This window comes from Microbacterium sp. AZCO (genome assembly GCF_039614715.1).
Classification (GTDB): Bacteria; Actinomycetota; Actinomycetes; order Actinomycetales; family Microbacteriaceae; genus Microbacterium.
Genome location: NZ_CP154857.1, coordinates 2,233,478 through 2,249,418, shown reverse-complemented (window position 1 = coordinate 2,249,418; position 15,941 = coordinate 2,233,478). Strand labels below are relative to the sequence as shown.

General features: G+C 65.2%; 11 protein-coding genes and 1 pseudogene. 5 read left to right on the top strand and 7 right to left on the bottom strand.

Annotated features, from left to right (window positions below; all coding sequences use genetic code 11):
* Positions 1-22 precede the first annotated feature (22 nt).
* Genes AAIB33_RS10475 through glnT form a run of 3 tightly spaced genes read right to left on the bottom strand, consistent with a single transcriptional unit; the run spans position 23 to position 3,049 of the window.
* Complete coding sequence (locus tag AAIB33_RS10475) at positions 23-724, bottom strand: protein glxC (RefSeq protein ID WP_345799908.1); 702 nt, start codon at positions 722-724, stop codon at positions 23-25.
* The gene (locus AAIB33_RS10470) at positions 721-1,647 is read right to left on the bottom strand and encodes a glutamine amidotransferase (RefSeq protein ID WP_345799907.1); all 927 of its coding nucleotides are present in this window, start codon (positions 1,645-1,647) and stop codon (positions 721-723) included. The genes AAIB33_RS10475 and AAIB33_RS10470 overlap by 4 nt, the downstream gene beginning before the upstream one ends.
* A 37-nt stretch (positions 1,648-1,684) precedes the next feature.
* Positions 1,685-3,049 carry a type III glutamate--ammonia ligase gene (glnT, locus tag AAIB33_RS10465; protein ID WP_345799906.1) on the bottom strand — a complete coding sequence of 455 codons (1,365 nt, stop codon included), beginning with the start codon at positions 3,047-3,049 and terminating at the stop codon, positions 1,685-1,687.
* Positions 3,050-3,313: 264 nt separating this feature from the next.
* On the opposite strand from glnT, the gene AAIB33_RS10460 reads away from it, so the two are divergent.
* On the top strand, positions 3,314-4,582 hold the full coding sequence (locus tag AAIB33_RS10460) for an ammonium transporter (protein WP_345799905.1): 1,269 nt from the start codon (positions 3,314-3,316) through the stop codon (positions 4,580-4,582).
* A gap of 599 nt (positions 4,583-5,181) precedes the next feature.
* Here the strand turns inward: AAIB33_RS10460 and AAIB33_RS10455 are convergent.
* Both AAIB33_RS10455 and AAIB33_RS10450 read right to left on the bottom strand, forming a co-directional pair.
* Positions 5,182-5,364, bottom strand: a pseudogene (locus AAIB33_RS10455) (transposase); the annotation flags it as partial.
* 82 nt (positions 5,365-5,446) lie between these two features.
* Positions 5,447-8,803, bottom strand: coding sequence for an NACHT domain-containing protein (locus AAIB33_RS10450; RefSeq protein ID WP_345799904.1), 3,357 nt, complete (start codon positions 8,801-8,803; stop codon positions 5,447-5,449).
* A gap of 802 nt (positions 8,804-9,605) precedes the next feature.
* On the opposite strand from AAIB33_RS10450, the gene AAIB33_RS10445 reads away from it, so the two are divergent.
* Both AAIB33_RS10445 and AAIB33_RS10440 read left to right on the top strand, forming a co-directional pair.
* Complete coding sequence (locus tag AAIB33_RS10445; protein WP_345799903.1) at positions 9,606-9,785, top strand: hypothetical protein; 180 nt, start codon at positions 9,606-9,608, stop codon at positions 9,783-9,785.
* Between the two features lie 1,194 nt (positions 9,786-10,979).
* The gene (locus AAIB33_RS10440; protein WP_345799902.1) at positions 10,980-11,447 is read left to right on the top strand and encodes a hypothetical protein; all 468 of its coding nucleotides are present in this window, start codon (positions 10,980-10,982) and stop codon (positions 11,445-11,447) included.
* Positions 11,448-11,606: 159 nt separating this feature from the next.
* Here AAIB33_RS10440 and AAIB33_RS10435 read toward each other — a convergent pair whose 3' ends face one another.
* Positions 11,607-12,029 (bottom strand): hypothetical protein, encoded by a 423-nt coding sequence (locus tag AAIB33_RS10435; RefSeq protein ID WP_345799901.1) that lies wholly within the window; start codon positions 12,027-12,029, stop codon positions 11,607-11,609.
* Between the two features lie 898 nt (positions 12,030-12,927).
* Here AAIB33_RS10435 and yidC point away from each other — a divergent pair.
* Positions 12,928-13,686 carry a membrane protein insertase YidC gene (gene yidC, locus AAIB33_RS10430; RefSeq protein ID WP_345799900.1) on the top strand — a complete coding sequence of 253 codons (759 nt, stop codon included), beginning with the start codon at positions 12,928-12,930 and terminating at the stop codon, positions 13,684-13,686.
* A gap of 493 nt (positions 13,687-14,179) precedes the next feature.
* Here yidC and AAIB33_RS10425 read toward each other — a convergent pair whose 3' ends face one another.
* Positions 14,180-14,890 carry a lysophospholipid acyltransferase family protein gene (locus AAIB33_RS10425; RefSeq protein WP_345799899.1) on the bottom strand — a complete coding sequence of 237 codons (711 nt, stop codon included), beginning with the start codon at positions 14,888-14,890 and terminating at the stop codon, positions 14,180-14,182.
* Between the two features lie 111 nt (positions 14,891-15,001).
* On the opposite strand from AAIB33_RS10425, the gene AAIB33_RS10420 reads away from it, so the two are divergent.
* The gene (locus AAIB33_RS10420) at positions 15,002-15,919 is read left to right on the top strand and encodes an alpha/beta hydrolase (RefSeq protein WP_345799898.1); all 918 of its coding nucleotides are present in this window, start codon (positions 15,002-15,004) and stop codon (positions 15,917-15,919) included.
* The last annotated feature ends 22 nt before the right edge of the window (positions 15,920-15,941 follow it).

Genomic DNA, 15,941 nt, shown 5'->3' with positions numbered 1-15,941 from the left:
TGCTCCTGGTGGTGGGAGTGGGTCAGTACGCGCCGGCGTTGTCGACCTTGAAGTGGTACAGGTTGCGCGCCGAGCCGTAGCGGCGGAAGTCGGCTGGGTCTTCCGGGCGTCCCGCGCGGTCGAGCAGGTCGGCGAGCTCGGCGAGGTGCTCGGGGCGCATCTCCTTCTCGACGCAGTCGGCGCCGAGCGAGGCGACCTCGCCGCGCACGTAGATGCGCGCCTCGTAGATGGAGTCGCCGAGGGCCTCGCCGGCGTCGCCGCAGACGACGAGGCGACCGGCTTGCGCCATGAACGCCGACGCGTGGCCGATGCTCCCTCCGACGACGATGTCGACGCCCTTCATCGAGATTCCGCAGCGCGCGCCGGTGTTGCCGTCGACGATCACCAGGCCGCCGTGCCCGGTGGCGGCGGTCGACTGCGAGGCATCCCCGGTCACATGGACGACGCCCGACATGATGTTCTCGGCGAGCCCGACGCCCGCGCTGCCGCGCACGGTCGCCCTCCCGGTCTGATGCATCCCCGCGAAGTAGTAGCCGACATCGCCCTCGACGGCGACATCGATGTCGGCAGTGATGCCGACGGCGATGTTGTGGCTTCCTACGGGGGACTTCACGACCCAGGACGAGCCGTCGGGGGCGTCATGCAGGAGCTGGTTGAGCTCGCGTACGCTCGAGCCGGCCAGGTCGACGGTCGTGGCGGGTTCGGCGGGGGCGATGAGGGTCATCGGGCTGCTCCTTCCAGGACGGGCGCGAGGGCCCAGGTGTAGACGACGCCGGGTGAGGGCTCGAAGATGCGGGCATCCTCGATGCCGGGGAGGCCGGCGAGCGCGCGGTACTCCGACGCCATGGCGATCCAGTCGTCGGTCTCGGCGATGATCGCCGGCTTGCACGCGATGGGGTCGCGGACGACCGCCATGCTGTCGGAGGTCGTGACGACGAGCGTGTAGAAGCCGTCGAAGACCCCCTGCAGGGCCTGGAGCGCCGTGGTGAGGTCGTCGCCGTGGCTCATGCGCCAGGCGATGAAGCGGGCGGCGACCTCGGAGTCGTTCTCGCTGTCGAACTCGACGCCCTCGGCGCGCAGCCACCGGCGGATCGAGGCGTGGTTGCTGAACGAGCCGTTGTGCACGAGGCAGAGGTCCTCGGCGACGGTGAAGGGGTGCGCGCCCGCGGCTGTCACGGCCGACTCGGTCGCCATGCGGGTGTGCGAGAGCGCCTGGGTTCCGCTGATCTCGGTCAGGCCGTATGCGGCGGCGAGCTCGACGGGATGTCCGACGCCCTTCAGCACCGCGACGTGCGACCCGCGGCCGATGATGCTCGTGCCGGGAAGCGCCGCGCGCACCGCGGACTCCAGGACGGACGCCGGCACCCCCGCGTTGACGAGCACCGATTCCGCGTACGCAGTGACGACGGGCTCGCTTCCGGCGGGGAGGAGCGCCCGCAGGCTCTCGGTGAGCGCGGCCGGGTCGGCGTCCGAGATGACGGTGATCGCCGAGGCGCCGTGCGGCGTGAGGCGCTCCGATCCGTAAAGGGCGAGGCCGGCCGAGTCCGGCCCGCGCTCGACGATCTCGCACAGCATGCCGTGCATCAGGTCGCCGAGGCTTCCGCGCAGCGCGGGGTTGCGAATCTGCAGTGCAGCGATTCCGCACATGGGTGGTTCCTTTCGTTGTTACGGGATGCCGCGGCGCTCAGTACGCCGTGAGGTAGCGGTCGAGCTCCCACTCCGTGACGGTGTTGTGCCAGCCGAGGAACTCGTCCTCCTTGGCGTCGGCGAAGTAGTCGGCGACGCCGCGCCCGCCGTCGAGCGCTTCGCGGAGGACGGCGTCGTCGCGGAGCGACTGCACGGCGTGGAGCAGCGTGCGGGGGAGGACAGCAGAGCTCTCGCGGAACTCGCCGGGGCCGCACGGGTCGCCCGGGTCGGCGTCGCGCTCGATGCCGTCGAGACCCGCGTGCACGACCGCGGCGAGGGCGAGGTACGGGTTGGCCGATCCGTCCGCCGCGCGCAGCTCGATGCGGTTGCCGTCCGGGACGCGGATGAAGTGCGTGCGGTCGTTGCCGCCGTACGTCGCGTGCTTCGGCGACCACGTGGCACCGGACGCGCTCGTCGTGGCGCCGCGGCGCTTGTACGAGTTGACGCTCGGCGCGAGGAACAGCTGCAGCCCCGGCGCATGGTCGAGCATGCCGGCGACGAACGAGTAGGCGAGGTCGGAGAGGCCGAGGCCTCGCTCGTCGGCGGAGCCGGGGAAGACCGGGGCGTCGTCCTCCCACAGCGACAGGTGGAAGTGCAGGCCGCTGCCCGCGCGGTCGCTGAACGGCTTCGGCATGAAGGTCGCGGTCATGCCCCGCTGCTCGGCCAGCATCCCGATGAGATAGCGCAGCGTGATCACCCGATCGGCGGTGACGAGCGCCTCGTCGTACGCGAAGTTCTGCTCGAACTGTCCGGGAGCGTCTTCGTGGTCGTTGGCGTAATTGCCCCAGCCGAGCGCGTTCATGGCGTCGCTGACCGCCGCCAGGTGATCGTACATGCGCGTCACGCCGCGCGCGTCGTAGCACGAGCGCAGGCCCTCGTCCTTCGCGTCGGCCGCGGTGAGCCGGCCGTTCTCGTCGCGGTCGACGAGGAAGTACTCCACTTCGGCGCCGACCTTCGCAGACAGCCCGCGCTCGGCGAGCCGTGAGAGCGCGCGCTTGAGGATGACGCGCGGCGCGAACGGCCACGGCTCGCCTTCGACGTAGGGATCGCAGTGGACGATCGCGAGCCCCTCGCGCACGAAGGGGATCGGCGCATAGGAGTCGAGATCGGGAACGGCGATGAGGTCGGCGTCGTGCGGGTGCTGTCCGATGAGCCCCGCGGCGAAGCCCGCGAAGCCGAGCTCACCCGCCTCCAGTTCGTCGGCGGCCGACACCGGCACGAGCTTCGCGCAGGGTTTGCCGTTGAGATCGACGAACACCGCGAGGATGAAGCGCACGTCGTCGGCCAGTGCGCGCTCTCGCAGCGACCGCGGGGCGGTGGGGAGTGTGACGACGTCACTCCCGGCGAATGCGGGAAGGGTCATGTCGGATCTCCTCGTGAGGTTTACTGTTGGTGAAGAATGTTGAGTGACAGTAACAAGAGATCGACGTCGATCCGGTATCCCCGATGTTTCGGGCGGGTAAAACCCTCGGCGGATCGCGTCACGTAAGGTTTACGCCGCAGAAACGGTCGCAGGGTTTCGCGTCAAGAAAATGGGTTGCACGGCAGTCACCTGCCGGCAGGCGCGGCTCGAAGGCGCATCGCAACCCGGCGGTGCCTCGCAGAAGCCTGCAGAGAGGCTCCCCTCATGGATCAGGGAAACACCACATTCATCCTGCTGTCCGCTGCGCTCGTGCTGCTGATGGCACCCGGTCTGGCCTTCTTCTACGGAGGGCTCGTCAAGGCGAAGAGCGTCATCAGCATGATGATGATGACGTTCGGCGCTGCGGGCCTCATCGGCGTGCTGTGGGTGCTCTACGGCTATGCGATCGCGTTCCCCGGATCGGACGGCCTTGTGCCGCCCTGGTCTATCGACTGGTCGGCCATCGGGCTCGGGAGCCTGCTCGAGACGCCGGAGGGCGCGGCCTACCCACCGCTCGCCTTCGTCGCCTTCCAGGCCACCTTCGCGATCATCACGGTCGCGCTCATCTCGGGGGCGATCGCCGACCGCGCGAAGTTCGGATCGTGGATGCTGTTCGCCGGCGTGTGGGCGACGATCGTGTACTTCCCCGTCGCGAGCTGGGTCTTCAACTTCGGACTGGCCGACGACGGCAGCTTCTCTTACGGCGGCTGGATCACCTACGGGCTCCAGGAGATCTTCGGCGTCGGAGTCATCGACTTCGCCGGCGGCACGGCCGTCCACATCAACGCCGGCGCCGCCGCGCTCGCGCTCGCTCTCGTGCTCGGCCGCCGCGTCGGCTTCCGCAAGGGCGCGCACGTGCCGCACAACCCCCCGTACGTCCTCCTGGGCGCCGGCCTCCTGTGGTTCGGCTGGTTCGGCTTCAACGGCGGCTCCGAGCTCGCCGCCGACGGCACCGCGGCGCTCGTCTACGTCAACACCATCGCGGCAACCGCGGCTGCCCTGCTCGCATGGCTCGTTGTCGAGAAGATCAAAGACGGCAAGCCGACGTCCGTCGGCGCCGCGTCAGGAGCCGTCGCCGGCCTCGTCGCGATCACGCCCGCGTGCGCCGCGCTGGATCCCGTCTGGGCGATCCTGCTCGGCATCGTCGCCGGTGCGGCCTGCGCCCTCGCGATCGAGGTGAAGTACAAGTGGGGCTTCGACGACTCGCTCGACGTCGTCGGGATCCACCTCGTCGGCGGTCTGATCGGAACCCTGTACCTCGGCTTCTTCGCCAACGGCACGGGCCTGTTCATGGGCGGCGACGGGACACAGCTGCTCGTCCAGGCGATCGCCGCCTTCGCTGTCCTTGGCTACTCGCTCATCCTCACCTTCATCATCGGCCTCGCGATCGACAAGACGATCGGATTCCGTGTGAAGAGCGAGGACGAGATCGCCGGCGTCGACCTCGCCGAGCACGGCGAGGAAGGCTACGTGCTGGAGGAGAAGCTCGTCTGACACCTCCGAAGAGCGGGGCGGATTCGCGCTCGGATCCGCCCCGCTCTTTGCCCCCAGACCGATGCAACAACTTCGGCCTTGGGGCACCGGTGTTGCTCTGGCCATGCGGAGGAGGCAAGACCGAATCGCGCGCTGCCGAGGAGGCAGTGAGGATCCTGATTCGGGCATTGACCGCTGAAGGGACCGCTACGTGCGCTGTCGATCTCGAGTCCCGCCGCACTGACCCACTCGGGCAGCTGCCGACTGACATCGAATCAATAGCAACGGCTTCCGCCTTGTGTCGTCGGTGCCTGATACAACAGCGATATGGTCCCGCCCGGCATCGACTTCGATCCCATCGACGTGCGCGGATGGATAATCGAGGGCCGTTGGGATGCGCTCCTGATCCTTTGGAACGCCGGTATCACCGCGGCTGGGCAGCACTGGTGGGTCGGCCCGCTCATGATTGCGCTTGTCGTGCTCGCGGGTCGGCGAGCGTGGATTCGTCTCGCTCGCTTCGTTCTCGGCATATACCTCCGAAGTGGCTCCATTGAGTCGGGAGGGGTGACGTCCCGTTGAATGGTGGAGTTTCTCGACACCGTGCGGGTCAGTTGTTCTGATTATGCCGCGGTGAGTTCGGGGATGCTCCCCTCCTCGGGTTCGGCGAGCAGGCGCTTCATGGAGTGCTCGCTGAAGTAGCGGCGGTCGGCGCCGTCCCATTCATCGTGCTGCTCGAACAGGACGCGCCCGGCCAGGCGCAGCAGCGCGGCCGGGTTGGGGAAGGTGCCGACCACGTCGGTGCGGGCAGCTTCGTCGTAGTGTGAGCCCCTCCCGCGAATCGTGCCCCTGCCTCATGGAGTGCGGCGCGACTTCTCGACCCAGCCCTCAGAGACTCGGACGTACCGCCAACCGGTTGAAGAAGTTTGGTAGTAGCCCTGCGGGCAGGACCGCGCGCTCCACGGTTCGCAGGGCGTGCCAGGTAGCTTCTGGACCGAGCTGACTAGTCCGTTCGATCGCGACGGTCGCCAGGTGTTTGAGCAGTCGGGTCGGAACTCTGTCGGGAAGTTCGAAGTCCCACATGTCGGATGGTGTCGTCTCGGGGGAGAAGAATCGATCGACACCGGCCTCGAAAAGTTCGCGCACCGCCTCGTCGTCGACAGAGTCTGGATCAATGGCGCTTTCGGCCTTCATGACGGCCGCCCATATTAGGCAGAGACCGTCCCACGTTCGGTCGGCGCTGGGACTTCCCAGCACTTCAAGTCCAGCCTCGAACCACGGCTGGGCGTTCAACGCTCGCGTTGCGAGACTGGGATCCATGTACATGTGCGCGAGGCCTCGTGATTCGGTTATACGCCGTCGCATCTGATACATGGGTCGACAAACTTCGACACTCGGCTGCCGCTCGAGGACCAAGAGCGCCCACTGGGCCGACTCGATCTGGCTGAGTGTTCCAGGCAGGTTTCCATCTGCATGCAACCTGACAATTTCTATCGCGAGTTGTTGCGATAGAGCTGTGAGGTGGAAGGACTCGTTCCATCCCTCTGGGTCGCAGCAATAGCGCAGGTCTAGCCGGCCCATCCCTTTGGCTCCCTCGTCGAAATCGGCGGCCCAAGCGCCACTTAGCTCTAGATGCGCGCCGATGATCCCTGCCTCAAAACCAGAGAACGTGCGACCGTCAATGTAGGGCCGAAGTGCAACGAAATCATGAGTACGGTTCCGATTCGTTGCTGCGAACTCCGCCGCCAGCCGAAGGTGACCGCTGAATGCTTCCGCACTCGGCATGTCCGCTTGTCCGAACGCGGTCTCTACCAACAGGTAGGCGTCTCCCCAGGAGAGGTGTTCGACAGAACCATCGAGTCGCGTTGCTTGTGATTCATCGAAGAGGCGTCGATTGACCCAGCCTGCGACGCGCCATCGCTGATCCTCAGGGAGCGGAACGAGGCTATGCCAGCCCAGCCGTTCTGCGATCAGAGGGTTCAGATGAAGGTCGAGATCTGCATCCGGGTTGCGCGCAAGCGAGCGCCACGTCGCGACGGCGCAGAGGTAAGGATCTTGGAGTCCAGACTGCCATGCGAAATCGATCAATTCGCCCGCGCTCGCCTCGCTCGATCCATAAACAGTCAACCAGTCGTAGCCAATCGTCACTGCTCGACGAGACTCAACATCGTCGCGTAACTGTTCAATCGCGGTGACAGGGTCGGCACGATAAGCAAGTCGCCACTCACCCCGTTCCGCAAGCGCGTTCGCGACCTCTCGTCTGCGGGTCGGGCAGGTGCACGCCTTGCCCGTGGCCTGAGCAAGGATTGAGGAGATCGCGGCGTCCGGAGTATCGCCTGTGCGGAGAACGTTTGTAAAGGTTCCCATCAGCTCGTGAAGCTCCGGGCCGTCGTCGATGAGCGCCAAGAGTTGATCGAGCGTACCGGCCCAGGTTGGCAGGAGAGCTGCGCGTAGAATTGTGTCCCGCCACCCCGCTGTGCCCTGCCTTATCTGGGTGCGCAGCCGCTGCGCGACCAGATTCTCCTGCACAGCCCTATGCAGCCATCGAACGGTTTGTTGGGTCGCACCGATGGGTTCTACTGGTCCATGCGGGATTAGCAAGCCGGCGGCGAAGATTGAGTATCCGGCAGCCGACTCGAGCTCGTCGGCGAGCTCGGAAAGGGCGGCCGCGTCTGCCCATGTCACGTCATCCTGGGTTCGGGTGCTCGCCATCGCCCATGCCACGGTCCTCGCGGCGCGCTTGAGCTCCCCGACTCTCGCGACATCCAGCTCTTGCTGCTCCGGATGCCGCCAAGGTGCCCGCAAGAAGTGATCGATGAATCGGTCGAAGAGGTCTCCACGATTCATCGGGACTTCGCCCAGGCCTGCCAACAGACATGCGAAGCCCAACGTCAGCGGGCTTTGGAACGCCCCGTCCAGAGTGCCCTGGCGTTGGGCCAGGCGGAAACGGGCGTGCGCACCATCGTGGTCGGGCTCGGCGAACCACTTGGTCACGAATCTTTCCTGAGCTGCTGCATCGAGGGGAACGATGGCCAGATGCTTCCTTGCGGCCTCCCAGGGTTGGGTGTAGCCGGAGATGCGCGATGTAACTACGACTGCGTAGCCGTCGGCTGCCAGCGTCTCCGCCAGTCGGCGAGCATCGGCGAATTCGGGCGCCGAGACGAGCTCGTCCAGACCGTCCAAGACCACGAGGGGCCGCGACGCGTCAGCTTGAATCCCGCTCGCAATCGATTCACAGTCCGACCAAGTGGACACCTGACGAGCGGCTCGCGCGAAAGCCATGATCGCCAGAGTTGCCGCACTAGCATCTGCGTGCGTTCTCGCCAGCTGGGCGAGGTCTTCGAGCCGACAATAGAGTGCCATCTTGTCCGACCTCAGGCGGTCAAGTACGAGCGCGCGCGCGAGCGTCGATTTGCCAGAGCCGGGGTTGCCTAGCAGGATCGAAAGCTCGCCGGCCGCGAAATCGCTCGCGCTCACGGAGATACGCTCGCCAGACAGAGTCTCGTCCCAGTACAGTCCGCGGCCCGAGAATCTGGCGAACCGCACCTCATCAAGTGAGACAACGTTCAACCCTTCGCCAAGCTCCTGATTGTCGAACCCGGGAGGAAAGTACTCGGGTGGGCGGGCAATCTCCGCAGCGGCGGCGGCCCGCACGGACCCCCACAAAACTGACCAATGGGGCCTGGACGACGGCGCGAGGCGTGACTCAAGCGCGTCCACCGTAAGGAGAACTGACCGCAGGGTCGATAGAGTTTCGCCGAGTGCGAAGGAGACGGCGACGCGATTCGCGACTGGATTCGATCGAAACCAGGAGGCAACAAGATGTGCAATCGACTGTGATAGTCCGTTGAAATAGCTCGTTCCATCACGTGGCATCTCTTGAAGATCAGCACGGTCCTTGTTATCCAGGCCGTCAATGATTAGGGCGGAGATTGCGCCCGGTCCGACGAGGCTCTCCCGAACCAGACGATCGTCAGGCTGGGATGCCAACTTCCGGTACGCGCGTGTCAAGATCTCATGCGCCCATTCTCGGTCTGGTGCTGAAACGTCGCGAAACTCTGCGGCACGATGAGAAGCCAGTTCCCGTTCTGCCTGAGCCACGAACGCCTCAACCCGGACCCTCTCAATACCGATCAAGTCCGCGATAGCGTCCGCCAAATCGCTTCCGCCAATGAGCCGGAGCGCGGCCTTCGTGATTCCAACAATCTTCGCGGCGGCGTCATCGCCTGGAAGTCCTACCGTCACTTGCCCTCTCCGTTTTCGTTGGACGATTAGATCCTGGGCTCGATCAAGAATGTATCTCGCTTTAAGGTCGACACCGCCATGCCGGCGATGATCACCGGGCGCTTGACTGTGCGAAGACCTACGCACCCGCAGGTGAACGTCGCGACTAGGCTCACCGACCTGCAAGAAGTTCGGCTTCATCCCGAGCCCTAGCCGCCCCCGGCGGGACTGCTGCACGAGTAGGTGACATCTGATCTGGCTTGCCCGTGGGGTGGGCCTGGAAGGATGTTGCTGTGCCCAAGCCGTACCCGAGCGAGTTCCGTGACGACGTCGTGCGCGTCGCGCGCAACCGGTGAGCCCGGAGTGACGATCGAGCAGATCGCGAAAGACTTCGGTGTTCACCCGATGACGTTGCAGAAGTGGCTCCGCCGTGCGGACATCGACGAGGGCGGCAAGCCGGCCAGACCCGATCCGAGGCGGCCGAGATCCGGGAGCTGCGCAAGCGGAACCGGCTGCTGGAGCAGGAGACTCCATAGTCGAGGACTTGGACGCCATTGAAAAGTACGTCAATAGGGTCGTCGACTTTTGGGAGAAGTACGGTGCCCGAGTTCGCAGCGGCGCTCGCGTCGGCCCCGCCGCACAGGGTGTCGCAGGCGTTGTGAGCTACTCCGCCTTCCAAAACGGAGTGGTTGTTCACCGTCAGCGAGTTACCCAGTCGATGCATAAGCATCTGTTCCGGCTACCCGCAGCGCCAGCGCCGGGCGATTGAGGGTCCGCCTACGCACGTCACGGGATGTCGGAGGATGCCATTACGGTCTCCGGCATGGGACCCGTCGACCTTCTCGGCATGATCATCAACGCGATGCTCGGCCTGCCTGCACAGTTCGTCGCCATCTATCAGCAGAACCCGGACCCGTGGAATCTCATCGGTCTCATGATGGCGGGCCTTATCGCGCTCCGGTGGCTGGCCAGTAGGACCCGCCGCGGTCGAAGAGCTCGATAGTCGGTCCCCTTGCGCGTCACCGTCGCTGATTTCATTGCGAGGCTGCGCGCCTAACGATCGTCATCGCGGCGAAGAATCAGCGTCTGCAACAATTACTCGCAGCCGCGTCTTCCAGTACGTGGCTTGCATTGGCGCGAATACGTTACCTGAGACGTGCTGAAGGTAAGCGTCGTGAGCCTCGTCGAGCATTCGTTCAAGGGACGCAACAGCCAGGTCCACAGACCGGTGAGCCGCAAACTCGTGGACGAAAGAGATGATCGCGTCCCGGATTGGTTCCGGCATCTCAAGCGGGAAGCTCATCCGCTGATCCCAGCCGACATATGTGTTGACTAGCCCCCGGCTTATCAACTCTGGACCAAGTTCGCGAGCAGAAAGACATGCGACCGCAAATATCACTCGGTCACTACCGCGCAAATTCTCGCTATCACACAGTCTGCGTCGGCGTCGGAACAGCCCAGTCTTGGCAACCAGCGCATCGCCAGTACCATGGCCGAAGTAGAAGACGTCACCCCTACCTCTTAGCACGGTGTCGACTTGGGCGCGATCGGTCGTGCGCTCGATGACCGCTTCCAACAGGAGCGCAGCAGTAGCCCCCCAGCGTGCCACCTCTCGCGCGACTCCGTCGTCTGCAGGTGTTATTACGATCATCGGCACCTTCCGTGACTAGTTCGCCCCGCGTTCATCCTGATCCCAGAACCCTGGACTGAAACGACTGAGGAGCTTCTCAAGGGTGAGCCCCTCGCGATCCGCCAACTCCGCCCTAAATAGTTCGAGGATGTGGCTCCGGACGAGCTCTCTTCTCCGGCGAGCGAAACTGGGCAGCAGGCGCGGCCACCACCGCAGCCCACGGGGAAACGGTATCGAGACCGCAATGGCAGGGAACCGTAAGGCACCTCGCCCAATGGGTCTGTTTCTCCAGGCTGCCAAAGACGGGAGCCAGAACGTCGCGCTCACGAGTGGCGCTGTTGCGCGCGCGACTTCCCCTGCCGTTACAACCGATCCATCGAGAAACGCCAGGAGCGGTTCCACCGGAGGGCGTCGAGCGGCCCAGCGGCTCACCGAGAGGAAGATTCGGCTCTCGTCGCTTGGTGGCCAGAAGGCGGAAGAGTTGTTCGCGGAATCCTCTGGCATGTAATCCCCCCTGCACCTATGATCTCGCGTATCCGAGACGCAGATCAATAACCTGGGGGACAGTTGAGCGCATGGGGTGTGGGGTATCGCTCTGGCGAGGTGAGGCCTCTTTCTGATGACCCGAACAAGCTGGGCGGATTCGTAAACCGGGTCGTCGAGTGGATTCCAGCCGACGTAGTAGCCCTTTATGCGGCTGCGGTCACTGCTTTGCAGGGCTCGAAGAGCAACCCCAGCTTTGGTTGGTTAATCGTGTTTCTGATCGCAACGCCGATCATCTCCTGGCTCGGAGTACTCGCTGCAAGAAAACCTTTCACGTGGAAAGCCTTGGCGGCAGGGCTATTGGCCGCGGCAGCATTCGCGATCTGGAGCGCATCAGTGCCGTTCTCGGGCTGGTGGGAGATCCCGGCGATCGCCGCTAATCCGGTGGCGGTCGCCATCTCCTGTGCACTGGGAGGCGCGGTATTCGGCCTGGTCGCATCCGTCGTGGATGATCTGATACCAGCCAAAAGGGTCTTCATCCGTCGCGCGTGAAGGAACTCCCCGGCAGTCTGAGACTCGTGGAGGCTGGTCTTTGCTCCCCGGACCATCCTGAGGGCGCAAGGGCGGCCCCTGTGCAAACGGACGACCGCAACCGAGCCATCGCTTGAACCAAATCCCCGATGATCCAAGGGTGTGACGGTAGGCGGTCGCTCAGCGTTCGTCGAGGATGCCGCGATAGACGCCGTCCTGACCAGTGGCACCTGCGAACTCCTCCCAGTCCATGTTCGCGATGTTCAGGTTGTTGTCCACGGCCCAGAGCTCCGCTGCGATGCAACGAAACTCAGCCCGCTGCTCCACGAGATCCACGACAACGATGGGAAAGTCCGGTGCTGAGAGTGTCTCGTCGTCCGCGACGAACAGCACGGCCGCCTCTCTCGCGTGCTCGGGTATTGAGTTTCGCAGGAGGTCGGGTGAGGCGCCTGCCCAGATTGGGTCGTCGACGAAGTCGACGTAGGCACGAAAGCCGTTTTCGTTCTCCTCGACCAATGACGTGACCAGCCAGCGCCATGCGGCGTCGTGGTCGGCAGCGGTTCTGACCAGCAATGAGCGCGGTGAGGTAGTCAGCAAAGTCACCCCCACAGCATGCCGCAAGGAGTTTGGGGTCGACGGACGGATGCGGGTCCTCCAATGACGGCTTGATCGCGGGCCGGCCTAGCCCAAGAACCCCCTCAAGAACCTGACCTCGGCGAGCGCACTGTCGAGCGCGGTGGATTCATCCTCGAAGCGACGAAAGGTGGATTCGATTCGACCAGCGCGCTCGTCCGTCGCGACAGTCATCCAATCACCGGCTTGCCATAGACACAGCTTGTTTGCCGTCGTCCCTGTAGGAGCCCCGAGATACACCCATCGCTCTAGTCGTTCGCTCTTCACGGCCTGCTCGAATGTTGCCCGATCCACCAGCACATGTTGGCACGTCGCGGTCGGGGTGGGCGGATGGGACCAATGTCCGCGTCAGCACGCGCCGTTGGTGCGTCCGAAGACGGGTCCTTAACCGGGCCCGTTGCAGGATGGTTGACGATCGACTCGCCTAGGTGTCCGGTCATCGGTGGGTGCTACGGTGGGCGCATTCCAGCGGAGAGGGGAGAGACGCGATGAGCAACGCTCTGACTTCCTTCGTGCAGATCCTTCTGTCCTCTTCGACCGTGATCGGCGTCGCTGAGGCTAGCTCGGCATCGATCTGGGCTGTTGTGCTGGCGGCCGCTGTTGTCATCGGTCTGCTACAGGCCGTAGGTTCCCCGCTTTGGGCGCCGGCCTCCCTGGTTCGTCCGGACAGAGCCATCGATGTGTCGGTGGCAGTTGCGCAGAGCGATCCGGACGCTGCGGGGCATCCGCGTTCACGCGCACCCGGTATCGCGGCTCCGGCTGCGTAGCGCGTCGACGCTCCTCCACCCTGACTAGGGGTGATGTCTGTGTTCGTCGATGTCTGGCGTGGCCGTTCTGCGACCACCTCTCACATCAACGGACGGGCATCATGGACCTCTTCTCATTCCCACCCCTCTCAACCACCCTCGACTCGGCCTACGCAGTGTTGATGGGGTTGGCGGCATTGCTGCAACCAATCACGGGCGGCGCATCCGCGGCAGTCGCCGTCGTGATCCTCACCCTTCTCGTGCGGACAGTCTTGATCCCCACCGGGGTCGCGCAGGCCAAGGCTGATCAGACTCGAGCACGTATGGCACCGAAGCTGCAGGTACTGCAACGTAGACACAAGAACGACCGCGAGTGTCTGCAACGCGAGACGATGAAGCTTTACGCCGACGAGAAAGCGTCCCCATTCGCTGGATGCGCGCCCGTGCTCATTCAAGCGCCGGTCGTCGGCGTCATCTACGCGCTCTTCCTGCACACCGCCATCGCCGGCCACCCCAACGACCTGCTCACCGAACGGGTCTTCGGTGTACCGCTCGGAGCCAGCCTCATCGGTTCGCTGGGAGGTGGATCCTTGTCGTTGCCGGTCATCGTTGTCTTCGGTGTCGTGATCCTCTTGATCGTGGCAGTCGCCGAGATCACCCGTCGGCTCTTTCGGCCGGAACCTACCGCGTCAGGGTCTACCCCAGGTAGCGAGGGGATCCTCCGTTTGGTGGGCGTGCTGCAGTTTGGTACGGCGGTCGCAGCCGTGTTCGTTCCGCTGGCCGCCGGGCTCTACCTCCTCGTCACAGTCGCGTGGACACTCGCCCAAAGGCTGATCCTGCGACGAAGGTTCCCCATCGAGCCCTCGATCCCTCAGACTTAGCAACCGAAGGCTCAAGGACGACTCGTAAGCCGGTCCCGATCCGTGCGGGCATCGGCAGGAAGGATCCAGGTGGCGCGGCCGGAGCCGCTCCTGTTTGTTTGACCGGCACGGTCGTACGCCCGACGGCCGCCCGACAATCGGGCGGCTTGACTCCTGCCGCCACAGGCCACCCGTAGTCGAACTCGCTCGTTGGACACTTATTGGACACTTATGAGCCGAAACAGCACGAGGCGACTCGAGACGTCCGATACGATCGGACCCACACGAAGTTCATCAGGAATCAGAAAAGCCCAGATGAGCCCAGGTGAGCCGAGACAACAGCCTCGATGTGGCCGCCGCGTCAGAACCAGCTGGACGACTTGCTCGTAATGAATAGGTCAAGGGTTCGATTCCCTTAGGTGGCTCCACACTCCTCCATCCGACCGGCATATGAGCCCCTCACGACGGGCTCAGATTCACATGTAGTCGGCGTCTATCCGGCGCTTTTCCTGGATCAGTCGCGTGACGTCGCGTTCACACTGCCCGAGCGGTCCTGCCCGCTCAGGCGGGCGATGGCGGCCATCATGCGCTCGGTGATCTCGCGGCGAGCCCTGCCGTCCGGCACGCCCTCGAGGTCGCCGAGATCGAGCGGTTCGCCGAAGCGCACCTCGAGGCGCGGCCTCCCGGGCAGGAGGTGGCTCAGCGGCTTGGCGGTGCCGGTCCCGATCAGCCCGACGGGCACAAGGGCGGCGCCCGTGTCACGCGCCATCCACGCCGCGCCGCCGTGACCCTCGTGGAGCTTTCCGTCGCGTGAGCGGCTGCCTTCCGGGAACACCGCGAACACGCTGCCGGCCCGCAGGATGCTGCTGCCCGCGTCGAGCGCGGCGCGTGCGTCGCGGCCGGTCGCACGGTAGACCGGGACTCCGCCGATGGAGGTGAAGAACCAGCGCATCACGCGGCCGAGTGCGCCGGATCCCGTGAAGTACGACGACTTGATGAGGAACTGCACGGGGCGGGCCGCCGACGTGGGGATGATGAGCGTGTCGAGCGATGCGAGATGGTTGCTCGCCAGCAGGACGGGCCCGCGCTCGGGCACGTTGTGTCGACCGACGACGCGGGGACGGTACAGCAGCCAGAAGAGCGGCCGCAGGACCACCCGTCCGAGGAAGTAGATCGCGCCCGGCCGCGGCGCAGGGCCGGGAGTCGGCGAAGGGGGCGCTGTCACCTCGCCACCCTATCCGTCGCCGCCGGATCCGATCCCCACGGGACAGCGCTGTCCGGTGTGCCTCTACGATGAAGCGGCGGGTCGACGACGACGCGTGAGAACGGAGTAGGCATGGACATCTCGGCGGTGAACCCGGCACTGCGCACCGCGACCGAGAAGGCACCGGCGGTGAACATCGAGAACCGCGCGGTCCGCTGGTTCGCGGCGACCGCGTCGGCGCTCATGCCCGGCAAGCGTGTGGACGGGGTCGAGCGTCGCACGCTCCGCCACGACGGTGTGAAGCTGCGCGTCTACACGCCCGTGCAGCCGTCGGGGGCCGGCCTGCTGTGGATCCACGGCGGCGGGCTGGTGCTGGGATCGGCGGCGATGGATGACGTGCACTGCGGTGAGACGGCACGCGACACCGGGGTGACGATCGTCTCGGTCGACTACCGGCTGGCGCCGAAGCATCCCTTTCCCGCAGCGATCGACGATTGCTTCGCCGGGTGGCAGTGGCTGCGCGCGCACGCCCGCGAACTCGGTCTCGACTCCGAGCGTCTCGCGATCGGCGGGCAGAGCGCGGGCGGAGGCCTCGCAGCGAGCCTGGTCCAGCGCGCGCTCGATGCCGGACATCCTGTCGCGGCGCAGTGGCTGTTCTGCCCCATGCTCGACGACCGCACGGCGGCGAACCGTGCACACGATGCCACGGACCACTTCATCTGGAGCAACCGCTCGAATCTGGTGGGCTGGTCGTCGTATCTCGGGACGGCCGTCGGTGCGGACTCGCTTCCTCCGTATGCGGCGCCGGCGCGCCGTGAGTCGTTGGAGGCGATGCCGCCCACGTGGATCTACACCTCCGACATCGAGCTGTTCCACGATGAGGACGTCGAGTACGCGGACCGGCTGCGCGCGGCCGGCGCCGACGTCACCCTCGAGGTCGTGAACGGGGCGCCGCACGGTTTCGAGGCGTGGGCGTCCGACAATCCGATGGCGCACGAGCTCTTCGCGGCTGCGCGAAGCTGGCTCGGGGAGCGCCTCGGACGGTCGTAGCTCCCGGGTCCGATCCGCTGGG

Coding starts and splice junctions, on each gene's coding strand:
- AAIB33_RS10475 (WP_345799908.1), bottom strand. CDS start 724: ATGACCCTCATCGCCCCCGCCGAACCCGCCACGACCGTCGACCTGGCC.
- AAIB33_RS10445 (WP_345799903.1), top strand. CDS start 9,606: ATGGGACCCGTCGACCTTCTCGGCATGATCATCAACGCGATGCTCGGC.
- AAIB33_RS10420 (WP_345799898.1), top strand. CDS start 15,002: ATGGACATCTCGGCGGTGAACCCGGCACTGCGCACCGCGACCGAGAAG.
- glnT (WP_345799906.1), bottom strand. CDS start 3,049: ATGACCCTTCCCGCATTCGCCGGGAGTGACGTCGTCACACTCCCCACC.
- AAIB33_RS10460 (WP_345799905.1), top strand. CDS start 3,314: ATGGATCAGGGAAACACCACATTCATCCTGCTGTCCGCTGCGCTCGTG.
- AAIB33_RS10470 (WP_345799907.1), bottom strand. CDS start 1,647: ATGTGCGGAATCGCTGCACTGCAGATTCGCAACCCCGCGCTGCGCGGA.
- yidC (WP_345799900.1), top strand. CDS start 12,928: ATGGACCTCTTCTCATTCCCACCCCTCTCAACCACCCTCGACTCGGCC.